The sequence below is a fragment of the Luteimonas sp. A537 genome (assembly GCF_054052065.1).
In genome coordinates this window covers 477,776-493,961 of record NZ_JBSVRH010000004.1, presented here as the reverse complement: position 1 = coordinate 493,961, position 16,186 = coordinate 477,776, and the positions used below count along the sequence as shown (strand labels likewise).

The 16,186-nt window shown below is 68.6% G+C and carries 6 protein-coding genes; 2 read left to right on the top strand and 4 right to left on the bottom strand.

Annotated elements, in window-relative coordinates; translation table 11 throughout:
- Window positions 1-18: 18 nt before the first annotated feature.
- Window positions 19-582 carry a YceI family protein gene (locus ACW7GZ_RS12970; protein ID WP_457002668.1) on the bottom strand — a complete coding sequence of 188 codons (564 nt, stop codon included), beginning with the start codon at window positions 580-582 and terminating at the stop codon, window positions 19-21.
- 1 nt (window position 583) lies between these two features.
- The gene (locus ACW7GZ_RS12965; RefSeq protein ID WP_457002666.1) at window positions 584-1,168 is read right to left on the bottom strand and encodes a cytochrome b; all 585 of its coding nucleotides are present in this window, start codon (window positions 1,166-1,168) and stop codon (window positions 584-586) included.
- A gap of 319 nt (window positions 1,169-1,487) precedes the next feature.
- On the opposite strand from ACW7GZ_RS12965, the gene ACW7GZ_RS12960 reads away from it, so the two are divergent.
- Window positions 1,488-2,081 carry a YceI family protein gene (locus ACW7GZ_RS12960; RefSeq protein ID WP_457002664.1) on the top strand — a complete coding sequence of 198 codons (594 nt, stop codon included), beginning with the start codon at window positions 1,488-1,490 and terminating at the stop codon, window positions 2,079-2,081.
- Between the two features lie 610 nt (window positions 2,082-2,691).
- Window positions 2,692-3,612, top strand: coding sequence for a cation diffusion facilitator family transporter (locus tag ACW7GZ_RS12955; RefSeq protein ID WP_457009590.1), 921 nt, complete (start codon window positions 2,692-2,694; stop codon window positions 3,610-3,612).
- Window positions 3,613-3,616: 4 nt separating this feature from the next.
- Here ACW7GZ_RS12955 and ACW7GZ_RS12950 read toward each other — a convergent pair whose 3' ends face one another.
- Window positions 3,617-12,181 carry a GH36-type glycosyl hydrolase domain-containing protein gene (locus ACW7GZ_RS12950; protein WP_457009634.1) on the bottom strand — a complete coding sequence of 2,855 codons (8,565 nt, stop codon included), beginning with the start codon at window positions 12,179-12,181 and terminating at the stop codon, window positions 3,617-3,619.
- A 50-nt stretch (window positions 12,182-12,231) separates the two neighbouring features.
- Window positions 12,232-16,125, bottom strand: coding sequence for a GH36-type glycosyl hydrolase domain-containing protein (locus ACW7GZ_RS12945; protein ID WP_457009588.1), 3,894 nt, complete (start codon window positions 16,123-16,125; stop codon window positions 12,232-12,234).
- Window positions 16,126-16,186: the final 61 nt, after the last annotated feature.

The window sequence follows — 16,186 nt, the reverse complement described above, 5'->3', positions numbered from 1 at the left end:
CCACTGCAGGAGTGGCGGTCAGAGCGCCGGACGGAAGGTCACCCTTGTCGACACGGCGACGTTGTTCGGGATGAGTGAAAGATCGGCCCAGTCGCCCGCGCCCACACCAAAGTCCAGGCGCTTGACCGTGGCCGTGCCGGCCAACACGGGGCGATTGCCCGGGGTCCAGGTGATGGACAGGCTCACCGGCTTCTTGATCCCACTCAGCTCCAGCGTGCCGTCGGCGACGTAGCGGTCACCGCCCAAGCTGCGGAAGCCACTCGCGGTGTAGCGGGCAGTGGCGAACTGTCCCACGTTGAAGAAAGCCGCGGCCTTGAGCGTGCCGTCTCGGTCTGTGTTCTTCGTGTCGGCGGTCGCCAGCGGAATCGTCACGTCGAGCTTCGCGTCCTGTGGCGCGGCCGGGTCGAAGCTCAACCTGGCCTGGAATTCGGGGAAGAGGCCGACGAAGGTCTCGCCCTGGTACTCGCTGGCAAAGCTCAGCGCGCCCGAGGACTGGACGTAGTCTGCAGCGGCGACGGGAGCAGCGGTGGCGGCAAAGGCGGCGGCCAGCGCGAAGGGAAGGATGCGGTTACGAACGTTCATTTCAGTTCTCCAGAACGGGTGCGGTGGGCGCGGCAGCACGACGCAGGCTGGGGAGCATGCGGCGCAGGGTGTCGTCGCCCTGGAAGGAGTGGTGATAGAAGGCAGCGCCCGCGTGGGCCAGCACGAGCAGGATCAGCAGCCAGAAGCCGTACTCGTGCACCTGGATGGACAGCGCGGCCAGTTCTTCGCTGCGCTCGACAATCGACGGCAGGTTGAACTTCTTGAACCACTGCAGCGGATAGCCCGAGGCGGAGTTGAACACCCAGCCGCTGAGCGGAATCGCGAACAGCAGCACATAGAGCGCGATGTGGGTGGCGTCTGCAATGCGCGCCTGCCAGGTGGGCGTGCCGGCCACCGGCTTCGGCGCGCCGGCGAACAGTCGCCAAGCCAGGCGCAGCACAACCAGGGCGAGCAGGGTCAGGCCAAGCGACTTGTGCAGTGCATACGCGTTGATCTTTGCCGGCGTGGGCGGCATGTCGACCATGGTCAGGCCAAGCCAGGCGAGCCACACGATCATCACCAGGACGGCCCAGTGTAAAAGCTGGCTGATCACACCCCAGCGGGCCTTGGAATTGCAAAGTTGCATGGACGGCTCCGTTTTGATCGAGGCGGATGATCCGCGACGGAGCTATTCTCATTGTCACGACTGAGTCGATAAACTGGATGAAAGCGACTTCATTGTTTCTATATTAGCGACAATGCCGCCGACATATCCGCGGTTCGCTCTCTCTCTGTCTCTCTCACTCTCTCAAAAGCCGCCAAGGCATTGACTCTAATCCAGAGACATTCATGTCACGAAAAGCGGCTTTATCAACGAAATCAGAACGATATCCTTGTTCGTGTGGTCGGCGGCTGTTGCCCCTATGTATCGCCGCCCGTCTCAACTCACGCAACTGGAGCCTTCCATGAAGAACCGTCTTTCCTGCGGCATCCTCGCCGCTGTACTTCTCGCCTCTTCCGTCTACGCCTTCGCCGCCCCGGTGACCTACAAGATCGACCCGACCCACACCGACGTCATCGCGCAGTGGAACCATTTCGGATTCTCCAATCCGATCGCGCACTTCGGCCAGGTCGACGGGTCGATCACCTACGATCCGGACGATGTCGCCGCTTCCAACGTGGAAGTTGTGCTCCCGCTGGCCGGGCTGTCCTCGCACGTGGCCGCCTTCGACGACCACCTGCGCAGCGCGGACTTCTTCGACGCCGCGAACTTCCCTCAGGCGACCTTCAAGAGCACCTCTGTGAAGGCGAATGGTGACGGAAGGCTGGCCATCACCGGCGACCTGACCATCAAGGACATCACCAAGCCAGTGGTGCTGGTTGCCAGCATCAACCAGATCGCCGAGAACCCGATGAGCGGGCAGCCGACCGCGGGCTTCGACGCCGTTGCCACGATCAAGCGCACGGACTTCGATCTGGGCATGTTTGTTCCGAACGTCAGCGACGAAGTGCAGCTGCGCATCACAACCGAGGCTTCCGTTCCGAAGCCGGAAAACTGATTCCAGGCCGCACGAGGCAGGGCCTGCCGCTCCTCGGGAACGGTGGGCTCTTTGGCAATCAGTAACTCCTGGCCCAGCGCCCACACCATTGACGTCAAAGTACTCGGCCAAGTGAGGCTTGACGGGAGGCGCCAGTTCGAAGCTGTCTCTGCTCGACGGCACCGATCGCATACCGTGAAAGTCGACTTGGCTGTCGTCCGCCTTCCATGTGAGTCGTCTTTGAGCGCAACCACTCAAGCCTGCTGACATCGTCAGGTTGAACTCGTGGAACGCTGTGGGTTTCGAGTGGGAAGCTGCCTTCCCTACCCCCGATAATGCTCCCTAATCCGCTGCCCGGGCAGACATCCACTACCGGCAAAGAGCTAACAGCCCACCTCGTTCGGCTCAGGACGGCCAGAGGAGCGCTCCGCCCTTCTCGTCCTGTGGCCCTGACGTCTGCCAGGCTATGCGCACTCCTCTTTGATCGACCTGCGCGCAAGCGCCGCCCACCGCGCTGGAACGACGACGTATACCCGCGCAGGCGACGTCCTAGTTCCGAGCCGCCCTGGCGATCGTGCACCGGCAGGCTTCCGACTGGCCCCACCGATGCGCGCAGCGGACAATGGTCACCATGAAACCCCGCGACAGACCGGCCGAAGCCACGCCGGACCTGAGGAAATACGCCTGGCTGGCCATCGTGACCGCTGTGCTGACGGTCCTGCTCAAGGGCAGCGCCTGGGCCATCACCGGTTCGGTGGGCCTGCTGTCGGACGCCGCCGAATCGATGGTCAACCTGGTGGCTGCGATCGTCGCCCTGGTCTCGCTGACGATCGCCGCCCGGCCGGCCGACGACGACCACCACTTCGGCCACAGCAAGGCGGAGTATTTCTCGGCCGCGCTGGAAGGCATCATGATCTTCGTCGCCGCGGCCTCGATCATCTACCTGGGCATCGATCGCCTGTTCAACCCGCGGCCGCTGGGGTCGCTCGGCCTCGGCCTCGCCATTTCGATCGTGGCCGCTGTCCTCAACGGCGTCGTCGGGCGAATCCTGATAAAGGTCGGCACGCGACACCGCTCCATCACTCTGCGCGCCGACGGCAAGCACCTGATGACCGACGTGTACACCTCGGTCGGGGTCGTGGTGGGCCTGGGGCTGGCGTGGCTGACGGGCTGGAACTGGCTGGATCCGGTGATCGCGATCCTGGTGGGCGTGAACATCCTGGTCACCGGCTACCGGCTGATGTCCGAATCCGCCTCCGGCCTGATGGACGCGACCCTGTCCGCGGAAGACAACGCCAGGATCCATGCCATCCTGAACGCGCACGCCGAACCGGGTCGGATCGAATTCCATGCCGTGCGCACGCGCGAGTCCGGCGCCCGCCAGTTCATGGAGATGCACATGCTGGTGCCCGGCGACTGGACGGTGCTGCGCGGGCATGACGCCATGGAAGACCTGGTGGAGAAGATCGTGGCGGAGTTCCCGGCCATGCGCGTGACCGGGCACCTGGAACCGGTCTCCGATCCCCGCAGCTACGAAGACATGACCCTGTAGCCTGTCATGGGGCCGGCTGCGGAAGCCACAGCTCCACGGCGTGCTGCGCATGGTCGTCGCGCAGTGGAACGACCAGCCCGGGCTGCTCCATGCCGTCGACCAGCAATCGCGGCGACATGCCTTTCCCGGCTTCCTGGCGCACGTGGATGCGGTAGACCGTGTCGCGGTAGCGATAGCGCACGCGGTAACCGGGCCAGTCGGGTGGGATGCAGGGCGACAGCCGCAGGGTGTCACCCTCGAGCCGCAGGCCCAGCAGGGATTCGACGACCAGCCGGTACATCCAGCCGGCCGAGCCGGTGTACCAGGTCCAGCCGCCGCGGCCGACGTGCGGTTCGACCGCGTACACGTCGGCGGCGACCACGTAGGGTTCCACCTTGTAGGTCGCGATGCGTTCTGCGGTGCCGCCGTGGTGGATCGGGTTGATCATGCGGAACAGTTCCCACGCGCGCGCATGGTCGCCGAGCTCGGCGAAGGCTATCGTCGCCCACACCGCCGCGTGGGTGTACTGGCCGCCGTTCTCGCGCACGCCGGGCACGTAACCGCGGATGTAGCCGGGGTCCTGCCCGGTCTTGTCGAATGGAGGGTCGAGCAGCTGCACCAGGCCTGCATCGCGCCGCACCAGGCGCTGGTCCAGCGACTCCATCGCCTGCCTTGCGCGCACCGGATCGGCAGCGCCCGACAGCACCGACCAGCTCTGCGAGATCGAATCGATCGTGCACTCGTCGCTCTGCGCCGAGCCCAGCGGCATCCCGTTGTCGAACCACGCGCGCCGGTACCACGCGCCATCCCAGGCATGGTCTTCCAGTGCCTGGCGCAGCTGCGTCGCGCGTTCGAGGCAGCGTTCGGCGAACAGCAGGTCGCCGCGGTCGCGCGCCAGTCCGTTGAAGCGGTTGAGCACGTCGTACAGGAAGAACCCCAGCCACACGCTCTCGCCGCGGCCGCCCTCCCCCACCCGGTTCATGCCGTCGTTCCAGTCGCCGGTGCCGATCAGCGGGAGGCCACGTTCGCCGAACAGGTCGAGCGCGCGCTGCAGGCCGCGCACGCAGTGCTGGTACAGCGTTTCGCGCAGGCCGGAGCGCGAAGGCAGGTCGTAATAGGACTCCTCGTCGGGGTCGACCTGGCGACCTTCGACGTAGGTCATGCGTTCGTTGAGCACGTCACGGTCGCCGGTGGCCTCGACGTAGCGGCAGGTGGCCAGCGGCAGCCACAGGTAGTCGTCGGAGCACCGCGTGCGCACGCCGCGGTCCAGCGGCGGGTGCCACCAGTGCTGCACGTCGCCTTCCATGAACTGGTGCTCGGCGCACAGCAACAGGTGGTCGCGCGCGAGCTTCGGATCGGCGTGCAGCATCGCCATGATGTCCTGCAGCTGGTCGCGGAAGCCGAACGCGCCGCCGGATTGGTAGTAGCCGCTGCGCGCGAAGTAACGGCAGCCGATGGTCTGGTAGAGCAACCAGCCGTTGGCGAGCAGGTCGACGGCCGGTTCGGGTGTTTCCACCTGTACCGCACCGAGCGTGCGCAGCCAGCCGACGCGGACCTCGTCGAGGGCGTCCCAGGCCGCGTCGCGCCCGCGCGTCTCCTGCAGCGTCGCCAGCGCCTCGGCGCGCGTACGCCCTGCGCCGAGGCGGAATATCACGTCGCGCGACTGCCCGGGCGCCAGGTCCAGCGGCACCTGGATCGCGGCGCAGGGATCGAGTCCGGCGCCAAGTCGCCCGGACAGGCGTTCGCGCGTCATCGCCGCCGGCGAGCGCAGGCTGCCGTTGCGGCCGATGAACTCGTTGCGATCGCCGCTGATGCTGCGGCGCGCCTCCTCGCCGTGCCATCCCCCGGTTGCGACGTCGGCGGCGAAGAACGCGGCCCGGCCGCTGAATTCGGTGTTGTAGGCATTGCGCGCGAGCACCGCGGCGTGTTCCGTGGCGGACTCGGTGACCACGTGCATGTGCGTGCGTGCGTGCAGGTCGCCGAGGATCCATTCCACGTAGCCGGTGGCACTGAGCCGGCGCGTGCGGTCGCCGGTGTTGCGCACGCGCAGCACGCTGAACTTGACGGCCGCGTCGCGCGCCACGTAGACCCACAGTTCGCTGGCGACATCGTCCTGCTCGTGCTCGTAGACGCTGTAGCCGAAGCCATGCCGCACCCGGTACGCACCCTCGCCGCGGCAGGGCAGCGGCGTCGGCGACCAGAACCGCCCGGTCTGCTCGTCGCGCAGGTAGAACGCCTCACCGTTGCTGTCTCCCACCGGATCGTTGTGCCACGGCGTGAGGCGGAACTCGTGCGCGTTCTCCGCCCAGGTGTAGCCGGTGCCGGATTCGCTCACCACGCAGCCGAACTGCGGGTTGGCGAGCACGTTCGACCACGGCGCGGGCGTGTTGTCGCCCGGCTGCAGGTCGATCACGTATTCGCGACCGTCGGCCGAGAAGGCTCCGATGCCGTTGCCATCGCGCAGCGGTCCGGTGCCTTGGTCAAACGGCCACGGGTCGAAGGCCGCGTCGCCGCCGCGGCCGGCGCTGGCGTGCTCGTCGGCGGTGGGCATCGGCATCAGCTCGTACTGGGTGGGCTGCGGCTGCAGCGGCGGCATCACCGCCTCCGGCGGCCGCCGATGCGCGATCTGTTCGGCCAGCGTGCCGTGCGCGTCGCTCACGATCACGCGTGCCACCGATTGCAGCAGGATGCGGTCCTCCTGCGGCAGCTGGTGTGCGGGTCGGACGAAGATGCCGCCGGGGCGGTCGATCACGTGGGCTTCCACGCCGGCCGTTATCAGGCCCATGATCTGGTCGTGCAACTGCTGGCGATAGCCGCCCTGCTCGTCGTTCCAGATCACCAGGTCGACGGTCAGGCCCTTGAGTCGCCAGTACGCGTAGGCCTGCACCATCTGCCGCACCAGTTCGATGTTTTCCGCGCCCTCGATCTGTACCAGCACGATCGGGTGGTCACCGGAGATCGCCTGCCCCCACAGCCCCGACTGGCCGCGGCGGTTCTGCAGCAGCACGGATGGCCCTGCGCGCAGCGCCGGGTTCCCGTGCAGCACCAGCCCGGCCAGGCGCTCGTACAGCTGCGCGTCGGCCTGCGAGGCGTCGATCTGGCGACGCACCACCTGGCTGTGGGTCCAGGCCAGGTCGAACACGCGGTCGGCCAGCCGGCGGTCCCGGTATTTGTCGACCAGCACCCGGCAATCGTCGCGCGCCGCCGCCAAGCCGGTGACCATGTCGATGGTCGCGGTCTGGTCCGGCGCCAGGGTGATCCGGGAGCGGATCGCGACGACCGGGTCGAGCACCGAGCCCTGGCTGTTCGACAACGGCGCCGGCTCGAGCATGGCGCGCGGCGCGCGCGCGTCGTGGCCGCGACCGATGAACCGCGAGCGGTCGGTCTCGTAGGAGATTTCCACGATGTCGGCGTCGTGCACCGCGACCAGATGGAACATCCACGGCGGCACCTCATCGTGCGCGCGCGGGCGTCGTGTGCACAGGATCGCCTGCCGCTCGGGCACCAGTTCGGTCTGCACGAACAGATTGCTGAAGGCCGGATGCAGTTCGTCCGAGATCGCCGGCGCCAGTACCACCTCGGCGTAGGTGGTGACTTCGATCGTGCGCGCCGTGCGCGACTGGTTGGTCACGTGCAGCCGGCGCAGTTCGATGTCGTCCTCGGGCGACACGGCGATCTCAAGGTGGGTTTCGAAGCCCTGCTTGCGGCCGCGGAACTCGGCCTTGGCGTCGGAGAAGATCGCCTCGTAGCCGGACACCTCCACGGCCGTGGGCTGGTACGAAGCCGACCAGAACTCGCTGCTGTCCACGTCGCGCAGATAGCACCAGTTCCCCCAGGGATCACGCGTGCCGTCCTCGCGCCAGCGCGTCACCGCCATGTCATGCAGGCGGCTGTAGCCACCGCCGGCGGTGGTCAACATCAGGTGGTAGCGGCCGTTGGACAGCATCTGGATCGCCGGCCGCGGCGAGGAGGCGTTGCGGAAGATGCGCAGGCGGGTTTCGGCGGGATCGGACATCACGGCCGCGCCGGCGACTTCGGTCGTGTGCGGATGGAAGGCGCCGGTGCGCGGGATGCGCTCCTGCAGCAGCAGCAGCGTGGCCATGAATTCGGGGTCGGCCACGAACCGGCGCTGCATCGGCTGGTCGTGGAGCAGGTAGTCCAGCGCCAACAGCCCCATGCCCTGGTGGTGGGCCATGAACGAGCGCACCAGCGCGTGCGGCTGTCCGCGCGGCAAGCGCGCAGGTGTGTAGTCGATCGCCTCGTACATGCCGTAGCGTCCCGCGCAGCCGGCGGCGGCCATATGCTGCAGGTTCCGGCAGGCCTCCATTGGCGCGACCATCAACGCCATCATGCTGGCGTAGGGCGCGATCACCAGGTCCTGCGCCAACCCGCGCCGCAGGCCGAGTCCCGGCACGCCGAAGGCGCGGTACTGGTAGTTCATGCGCGCGTCGACGGCGTTGTATCCGGATTCGGAAATACCCCACGGAACGTCGCGCTGGCGTCCGTACTCGATCTGCCTGGCCACGCTCACCTGCGCGGTCTGGTCGAGCAGCGAGCCCTCGTAGCTGGGCATCACCAGCTGCGGCATGAGGTATTCGAACATCGAGCCGCTCCACGACAGCAGCGCCGGGTCGCCGTCGATGTCGGTCAGCAGCCGGCTCAGCGCGAACCACGCGTCCTGCGGCAGCTGGCCCCGGGCAATGCCGATGAAGCTGGCCAGGCGCGCTTCGGACGCCAGCAGGTCGTAGTAGCCTGGGTCGCTGCGGTGCTCGTCGACGTTGTAGCCGATGGTGAGCAGGTGGCGGCTGCGGTCGTAGAGGAAATCGAGTTCGTTCTGCGCGCACTGGCCGGCGACGTGGGCCAGGCGCTCGAACTCCGCGATGTGGGCCCTTGCGATGGCCTGCACCTGCTCGTCGGGCGAGGTGCGCTCAAGTTCCCGCAGGGTCGGGATCGCCGACGTCGACAGCGCGGGCGGTAGCCACGCCAGTGCGGCGCTCGCGGCACGGCACTGCGCCAGCAGCTTCCGCCCCCAGTACGACGCCTCCGTCGACACATCCGCATCGGAATCCGCGCCGCCCGGTGCGTCGTGCCCGACCAGTGGTTCCGCCAGCACCGTGAGTTCGGCAAGCGCCAGCACGGCTTCGCCGCAGGTAGCCGGCGATGCGGCGAGCAGCGCATCGATCCTCCCGCGGAAGGCCTCGGGTACGCCGACGCCGGCTTCTTCCAATACCCCCGCGGCATCGCGCAAGCCTTGCCAGGTAGCGGGTGCCAGCACCGCCGAATCGGGCTGTGCCAGCAGTCCCTGGCGCAGGGTCAGCAGATGTCCGGAGAGGTTGCCGCTGTCGACGGTGGACACGTACAGCGGCGGCAGCGGGCGCAGCGTTTCGGTGTCGTACCAGTTGTAGTAATGGCCGCGATGCCGCGGCAGCAGCTCCAGTGTCGCAAGGGTGTTGCCGACGCGTTTGGCCATGGCATCGGCCTGCTGGTAGCCGAAGTCGTGCGCGGACAGGTTGGCGAGCAGCGACAGGCCGATGTTGGTCGGTGACGTGCGCCGCGCAACCAGCGGCGCGCGACGCTCCTGGATGTTGTCGGGCGGCAGCCAATGGTCGGCGGCAGTCACGAAATCCTCGAAGTACGCCCACGTGCGCCGCGACAACCGGCCGAGGAACCTGCCCTGCTCCACCGACAGTCCGTGCGCCGCGCGCGCGCGCGGCCGCCCGGTCCACCAGGCCAGCCAGGGCGACAGCAGCCACAGCCCGAGCAGCGGCGCGGCCACGGGCAACGCCATCGGCTGCAGGCGGAAGAGCGCGGCCGCCACCACAAGCGCGAACGCGGGCGCGAACCACATCGAACGCAGTGACGCCGCCAGGCCGTCGCCCAGTGTCTTCTCGACTTCGCTGGAGGGACTCCACTGCAGCATGCGCCGGCGCGACACCAGCACCCGCCACAGTGTCCGCACGATGGCGTCGAGGCTGTAGAACGCTTCGTACGGCAGGAACGCCGCGCCCAGGACGACCCTCGCAAGATCGTGCCCCGCCGCCTGCACGCGATGCAGCAGGTGCGCGCGCAGCGGCAGCTCGTCCGGCTTGTCGAGCAGCGCGGTCATGGCCGTCACCAGCGGCGCCAGCAGCAGCGTCGACAGCACCCACAGCGTCCAGCGCAGCGGGTGAGGCGCGAGCAGCCAGCCAAGCACGAACAGCGACACCGTCGCCACGGGCACGAGGCTGCGGCGCAGGTTGTCGAGCAGCTTGCCGCGCGAGAGCATCGACAACGGGTTGCGTTCGCGGCGGCCTTCGCCCCCCGGCACCCACGGCAGCAGCCACGGCAACAGCTGCCAGTCGCCGCGGATCCAGCGGTGCCGGCGCTTGACGTCGAGTGCGTAGCGCGACGGATAGTCCTCGTACAGCTGCACGTCGCTGACCAGTCCGGCACGCGCGTAGCAGCCTTCGAGCAGGTCGTGGCTGAGGATCCGGTTGTCGGGGAAGCGCGCGTCCAGCGCCTGCCCGAACGCCGCCACGTCGTAGATGCCCTTGCCGACGAACGAACCCTCGCCGAACAGGTCCTGGTACACGTCCGAAACGGTGCGCGTGTACGGGTCGATTCCCGGCTCGCTGCCATACAGGCGCACGTACCACGAACGGCGTTCACCGCCCATGCGGGTGCCGACGCGCGGCTGCAGGATGCCGTAACCCCCTTCCACCACGCGCCGCCGCGGATCCAGCCGCGCCCGGTTGAGTGGATGCGCGAGCGTGCCGACCAGTTCGCGCGCGGCGTCGCGCGGCAGGTGGGTGTCGGTGTCGAGCGTGATCACGTAGCGCACGCCACGCAGCACGCCCGGCTCGCCGGCGATCATCGAGAACGCGCTGGCATCGCCTTCGTGCAACAGCGAATTGAGCGCGGCGAGCTTGCCGCGCTTGCGTTCGTGGCCCATCCATCTGTGTTCACGCGGGTTCCAGGTGCGCGGCCTGTGCAGGATGAAGAAGATGTCGTCGCCGCCGCTGGCATGGCGCCGGTTGAGCGCTTCGATGTCGTTGCGCGCCGTCGCCAGCGCTTCGGCATCCTGTGGCAGTGCCTGCTCGTCGGCATCGAGAAAGTCCGTCAACAGGGCGAAGTGCAGGTTGCGGTCGCGGTTGGCGAGGAACCTCACCTCCAGGGCGTCCACCAGCGGGCCCACCGTCGACGCGTCCCCGATCATGGTCGGCACCGCCACCAGCGTGCGCGCATCGTTCGGAATGCCCGCGGAGAAATCCAGTCGCGGCAGCGCCCGCGGCAACACCAGCAGCGTCGCGAACCAGTTGACCAGGACCACGCCCAGCTCGCTGAAGGCAATCACGCACAGCACGCCCACCAGCCACAGCACGTCGCGCGCGCCAAGGATCGCCTGCGCGTCATGCACCAGCCCGGAGGTGAACAGCGCGACGATTGCGATGATCGGCACCAGATACGCCGGCAGCGGCACGTGTCGGGTTCCGCGACGCAGCGAAGCCAGCGGCCTGCCCTGCAGGGACAGCGCCCGTTCCAGCTGCGTGCGCCCGGCATCGATCAGGTAGTAACCCACGTGCGCGCTGCAGTCGTCGCTGCCCGTTTGCTCCGCGCCTGCGCGCGCCAGTTCCAGCACGGCCGATGCGACTTCGGTCTCGGGCAGTTTGCCGCGACGGGCGATGTACTCGACCACATGGCGGTAGCGGTCGCGGGTGGCGAAGTCCATCCGCCCGTACGTACCGGCGGGGTCGTCGCGCAACGTGGCCTCGACCATGCTCACGGTTTCGACGAACTCGCGCCAGTCGGTCATCGCCAGCAGACGCAGGCTGCCGATGCTGTTGCTGATCGACACCTGGTCGGCGGCCTGCTGCTGGCTCTCGACCTGCACCAGCTGCGCGATGCCCTGCTCGTGGTCGGCCAGCCACTGCTCGATCCAGGTCAGCGGCAGGCCCAGCGCCGCGCCTTGCCCCTGCAGGCGGCGCACGATCTCGGCGACGAACGCGCCGCTCGACGGCGGCCGGGAGCGCGCCATGTCGGCGATCACCAGCACCACGCTCTTGGGATCCGACTCTGCCATCGCCGAGAAGCGGTCGGCCCAGAAGTCGGCAAGGTCGCGGTCGATGCGGCCGGCAATGACCTGCGCGCTGACCCGGCGCAAATTTTCGATCAGCGCAAGCCGCAACATGATCGGGACTGCCCACAGCTCGCCAAGCGTGAGCGGCGTGACCGACTGGTAGGCGGCGATGAAGCGGTCCAGGCCTTCGACATCGACGCGACCATCACCGTGCGAAATCGCGTTGAGGGCGATGTCGTAGACCCGCGGGAGCTGATCGGACGGGCCGCCTTCCAGCCGCGGCAATTCGCGGCTGTACCCCTTGGGCAGGTGGCGGCGGGCGAGGCGGACCTGTTCCTCCACCAGGTACAGGTTGTCGAGCAGCCAGTCGCCAGCAGGCGTCAGCCTGCGCTTGGCCTGCGCGGCCTCGCCGAGCAGCTTGCTGGCGCGGTCGATCACAGTCTCGTTGGCGCTCAGCCGCGCCAGCAGGAGGTCGGCGCCGCGGTGCCCGCTCAGCCGGTGCGCCTGTGCGAGCACGCGGCCGTGCCGCTCCATCTGTTCGGCGCTGAACAGCTGCGCGCGCAAGGGCTGCTCGTGAACCGCGATCAACGGCCCAACTCGATGGCCACGCGGTGCGATTGGCCGTCGTCGCGCAGCGGGATCAGGCAGGGATCAACGTCCAGGATCCCGCCGTCGAGTTCGCAGCGTGCGATGCCGCGACATGCACCATTCGGGTTGGCGACCTCGATCAGATAGCGGCTGCCGCCGTGGCGGTACTCGATCGAGAAGCCCGGCCACCCCCGTGGAATGCAGGGATCCAGGCGCAGATGCGCGCCCTGCAGATGGAAGCCCAGGACCGCTTCCAGCCCTGCGCGGTACAGCCAGGCGCCGGATCCGGTGTACCAGGTCCAGCCGCCGCGGCCGACGTGCGGTTCGACCGAGTACACGTCGGCGACCGCGACATAAGGCTCGACCTTGTAGCGGTCCACGCCTTCGGGCGTGGATGCATGGTGGACGGGGTTGATCAGCGAGAAGAGCTCGAATGCGCGGTCGCCGTCGCCCATCTTCGCGAAGGCGAAGATCGACCACTGCGCGCCGTGCGTGTACTGGCCGCCGTTTTCGCGCAGGCCCGGTGGATAGGCCTTGATGTAGCCGGGGTCGTGGTCGGTGTGCTGGAACGGCGGGGTGAACAGCAGCGCGACCTTCTCGTCGCGCAGGATCAGCTGCCGGTGGACCTGCTCCATCGCCGACTTCGCATGCGCCGGATCGCCGCCACCGGCGATCACGCTCCACGACTGGGCGATGGTGTCGATGCGGCATTCGTCGCTTTCGTGCGAGCCGAGCGGCGTACCGTCGTCGTAGTAGCCGCGACGGTACCACTGACCGTCCCAGCCGCCGTCGTCCAGGCCCTTGCGCACCGTGCTCGCGACATCTTCCCAGCGCGCTGCGCGCTCGTGTTCGCCGCGCGCCTTCGCGTGTGGCGCGAACGCATCGATGGTGGCGCACAGGAACCAGCCCAGCCAGGAACTCTCGCCCCTGCCCTCCTCGCCGACGCGGTTCATGCCGTCGTTCCAGTCGCCGGTGCCGAACAGCGGCAGGTCGTGCGTGCCCAGCGACAGGCTCACGTCGATGGCGCGTGCGCAGTGTTCGTACAGGCTGGCATCGCTGTCCGCAGTCGTGGGCCGGAAGTAGGCTTCGTCCTGCCCGGGCTCGAGCTGCGGGCCTTCGATGAAGGACTGGCGCGTATCGAGCACGTCGGTGTCGCCGGTGGCATCCATGTAGTGACAGGCGACGAACGGCAGCCACAGGCGGTCGTCGGTCATGCGCGTGCGGATGCCCTCGCCGCTCGGCGGCAGCCACCAGTGCTGCACGTCGCCTTGCTCGAACTGGCGGCCCGCGGCACGCAGCAGCTGCGCGCGCGCTTCCCCGGGGCGTGCGATGCAGGTGGCCATCACGTCCTGCAGCTGGTCGCGGAAGCCGTAGGCGCCGCTGGCCTGGTAATACCCGGTGCGCGCCCAGACCCTGCAGCACAGCGCCTGGTACAGCAGCCAGCGGTTGAGCAGCAGGTCCATCGCCCGGTCGGGCGTGCGCACCTGCACGGTGCCGAGGATGTCGTCCCACTGCGCGACGGCTGCCTGCAGGACGGCGTCGAGGTCCGCCTCGCGGTAGCGGCGCACCAGCTCGCGCGCGGCGCCGGCGTTGATCGCGTCGCCGAGCAGGAGCACGATCTCCTCTTCGCCATCGGCGGACAGTTCGAAGCGGGTTTGCAGCGCGCCGCAGGGATCCAGCCCGGCACCGGTGCGTCCGGACAGCGCTTCGCCTCCCTGGAGTGCCGCCGGCGCGGCCAGGTTTCCCCGCCGGCCGAGGAATTCGAGGCGATCGCCGCTGTGCGCGTGCTGGCGGCCACGCAGGTCCATGAACGCCACGCGTTCGCCAAACTCCGCGCGCCAGGCGTTGGCGGCGAACAGCGCGCCGGTGTCCCGGTCCAGAGAGGTCGCGACGAACGGCGCCGGCTGCGAGCCGTTCGGCCCCAGCGCCCACTGTACGAAGGCGGTCACCGACAGCCTGCGCGTGCGTCCCGAGCGGTTGCGCAGCCGCAGGCGCGAGATCTTCAGGCCGTCGTCGACCGGCACGTACTGCAGCAGGTCGAGCTCGATGCCATGTTCGGCGTGCTCGAAGCGGCTGTAGCCGTGGCCGTGGCGCGCGACGTACTCGCCGTCGTCGCCGCAGCGCGGCAGCGCCGTGGCGGTGAACAGCCGGCCATCCTCGTCGTCACGCACGTAGAGCACGTCCTGCGGCGGATCGGAGACCGGATCGTTTGTCCACGGCGTGATCGGGTTGCGCTGGCTGTTGCGCGACCACGCGTAGCCACCGCCGGCCTCGGTGGCGGTGAAGCCGAAGTCCGGATTGGCGACGACGTTGAGCCATGGCATCGGTGGCAGCGCGCCGTTGCGGATGATCGTGACGTATTCGCGCCCGTCTTCGGCGAAGCCGCCGTGGCCGTTGAAGAACTCCAGGGTCGCCTCGATGCCGCCGCCCGATCCCCGCGACGGCGACCCGGCGGCCGCAGTCGGCTGGCGGGCGGCATTGTGCGGCAGGTCTGTCCCTGTCGCGGCCGGCAGCGCATCGACCTGTGCCGCGAGGCCACCGTCGCGCTGGTCGAGGGCAATCGCGGCCGCCGTCGCCAGCCCGGCAAGCAGTGCATCTGGCGCCTCGTCGGCGCGGAGTACGAACAGGTTCTGCCTGCCGCCCGGCGGCGGATTCCGCGTCGCGTGCCCCGTGAAGCGATCCTGCAGCGTGTCGTACGCCGCCGCCGACCCGGCGACGGCCACAAGGTCGGCCTCGAGATCGTGCGCGCGCCAGTACGCTTCGGCGCGCAGGACGTCATCCGCGAGCGCCAGCCCGGTCTCGTCGGTGATGCGCAGCAGCACGATCGGACGATCGCCGGAAATGCCGCCGGCCCAGAGCGTGGGCGCACCGCCCTCCCCGTTCCCCAGCGCCGCGGGCGGGGTGCGCAGCATCGGATCCGGGTACAGCAGTGCGGCCGCGAGACGCTGGAAGCGCCGCGCCTGCGCCGCATCGAGGCCCAGGCGCGACAGCAGCGCGTGCGCACGCTTCGACGCCTCCCCGGACGCCTGCGCGAAGGCATCCACGCCGCGGAACCGATCGACCAGCGCGAGCGCCTCGTCGCGGCCAGCGGCCGCCACCGTCCACAGCTGCAGCGTGGCGGTTTCCCCGGGCGCGATGCGCACCCGGCGCCGCAGGCTGAACACCGGATCAAGCACGGTGCCGACCGTCCCCGAAAGCGTCTCCGATTCGAGCGCCACCGGGGCGCGCGCGTCGCGGCCGCGGCCGATGAAGCGCGCACGGTCGGTCTCCCACTGCGGTTCGCCGCCGTCGTCGCCTTCGACCTGCAGCCACTGCGCGGCACAGATCGACGGATCGCCTGGCGTGCGCACGCGACGCGTGGCAAGCAGCACGCGACGGTCGGCCAACCACTCCGTGCGCACGAACATTTTCGAAAACGCGGGGTGCGCGGCATCGCCCTGCTGCGGCGCAAGCACCAGTTCGGCGTGGCTGGTCAGTTCGATGATGCGCTCGCGGTCGCCGCTGTTGCGCAGGCTGACGCGCCGGACCTCCGCATCGGCATTGCCGGCGACGACGACCTCGGTGGTGGTTTCAATGTCGCCGTCACGGCGGCGGATGCCTGCGCGGCCATCGATGAATTCCAGCGCATAGGTATCGGGCTCGGCCCCGGTGGGCTGCAACCCGACCGACCAGGTCGCGCCGCTGTCGACGTCACGCAGGTAGAGCCAGCAGCCGTGGTTGTCGCCTGTCGGATCGGCGCGCCATCGGGTGATCGCGCAGTTTCCGAGATGGCTGTAGCCGGAGCCGGCGGCGGTCAGCATCACGGTGTAGCACCCGTTCGACAGCAGCTGCAGTCGGGGCGTTTGAAGGAGGAGGCCGGGCGGCGTGCTTCCGGATGCCTGGTCTTGCATGGAACGAGGACTCCGGAAGGTGTCTTCCCCTTATTGCACGTTGGCGGTCACGGTGGGGTCA

Bases quoted from the DNA above. Each gene is read 5' to 3' on its own strand.
- ACW7GZ_RS12970 (WP_457002668.1), bottom strand. From the start codon at position 582: ATGAACGTTCGTAACCGCATCCTTCCCTTCGCGCTGGCCGCCGCCTTT.
- ACW7GZ_RS12965 (WP_457002666.1), bottom strand. From the start codon at position 1,168: ATGCAACTTTGCAATTCCAAGGCCCGCTGGGGTGTGATCAGCCAGCTT.
- ACW7GZ_RS12960 (WP_457002664.1), top strand. From the start codon at position 1,488: ATGAAGAACCGTCTTTCCTGCGGCATCCTCGCCGCTGTACTTCTCGCC.
- ACW7GZ_RS12955 (WP_457009590.1), top strand. From the start codon at position 2,692: ATGAAACCCCGCGACAGACCGGCCGAAGCCACGCCGGACCTGAGGAAA.
- ACW7GZ_RS12950 (WP_457009634.1), bottom strand. From the start codon at position 12,181: ATGGAGCGGCACGGCCGCGTGCTCGCACAGGCGCACCGGCTGAGCGGG.
- ACW7GZ_RS12945 (WP_457009588.1), bottom strand. From the start codon at position 16,125: ATGCAAGACCAGGCATCCGGAAGCACGCCGCCCGGCCTCCTCCTTCAA.